At 42.4% G+C, this 1305-nt stretch carries 1 pseudogene; it reads left to right on the top strand.

Annotated features, from left to right (window positions below):
- Window positions 1-377 precede the first annotated feature (377 nt).
- Window positions 378-1253: pseudogene (locus tag P5683_RS24895) on the top strand (recombinase); the annotation flags it as partial.
- Window positions 1254-1305: the final 52 nt, after the last annotated feature.

Raw genomic sequence — 1305 nt, 5'->3', positions numbered from 1 at the left:
TACGAAACCCAACGCCACCATCTCTCAGTTATGTTGGGTTTCACTACGTTTCACCCAACCTACATGGCTAAAATTATTAATTATTAATTATTAATTGTTAATTATTATAGGTTGGGTGGAGGTCACGAAACCCAACGCCACCATCTCTCAGTTATGTTGGGTTTCACTACGTTTGACCCAACCATGTAGGTTGGGGTTTTGGGGATCGGAAAAATATTTCCGGATATTTCAGGAAATTACTTGTTAATCCCTCTCTAATCAGAAACAGTTAATAGTGGGCAGAGTCGGACTCGAACCGGAATTACAGCCTACAACCCCTATTCTACCGTTACTTAGGTGTTACTCAAAACCGTAGTAGAGTAACAAGTGAGTAAAAAATGAGTAATGCTACTAAACTCCCTACAGTGGGGGGAAAGGGTAACTATGACGAGAGCTATAGCAGATTCCTGAAAGCCTATCAAGACTTTAAAGGGGAATGTCCCAAAGGAGTGACACTCAAGTTACAAAAGTCCGGGACTAGGTATAATTTGCTATTGCAGTTTAAGCAGCCACCTACCGGAAAACGGCTACCCAAGACAGCTAATCTTGAGTGTACACCCCAAGGGGTGATAGACGGGGTTAAGAAAGCTAAACTGGTATCAGAAGCCTTAGGGACTATCACTAGCACTAGTGAGTTCTGGGATTGGTATGATACGACTATTCTAGGAAAGAATCAGATTGAGGATAATCTGATAACCTACCGGGAAATATTCCAACAACTGGAAGATGAGTATTTTGCCGGGTACAACCGCAACACAGGACGACCACGCTCCCGCGATATTGTCAGCGACCTATCTTCCTATCATCAAAGCCAAAAAATATACTTTGAGCAATTCCCCAATTGGGATGATTATCCTACTTGGGAGAGTTTCAAGGTTATGCTGTACACTCCCTTACAGAATGGAGAGGAGCTGATAGGGTCCAAAACATTCAAAGAACGTTACTACATCCTGAAAGCCATTGCCAAAAAATCACCCAATAAAGACCACCTACTAAAACAGTTAGAACTTATTAATCCCAGACAAACACGATTCACCGTTAAGCAGCGTATAGGCATCGATGCCTTTAAAAATTGGTGGTACAGCGCTAAACAAGCAGTCTACACTATCAAAAACCATACATTCAGTAAAGCTCGTCACGCCTGGCTGTGGGTTACTGGTATGACAGTAATGTATGGGTTAAGGCTTACCGAAATAGCCGCTGCTGTTAACTTATAGCACCAGACAGGAAAGTTAGGACGTATAATGGAGAGGACGAGATGACTAA

Origin of the sequence: Limnospira sp. PMC 1279.21 (assembly GCF_032349615.1) — a bacterium.
Lineage (GTDB): Bacteria > Cyanobacteriota > Cyanobacteriia > Cyanobacteriales > Microcoleaceae > Limnospira > Limnospira fusiformis.
The sequence above is the reverse complement of the archived record's forward strand: the minus strand, read 5'-3'. Positions and strand labels throughout refer to the sequence as shown.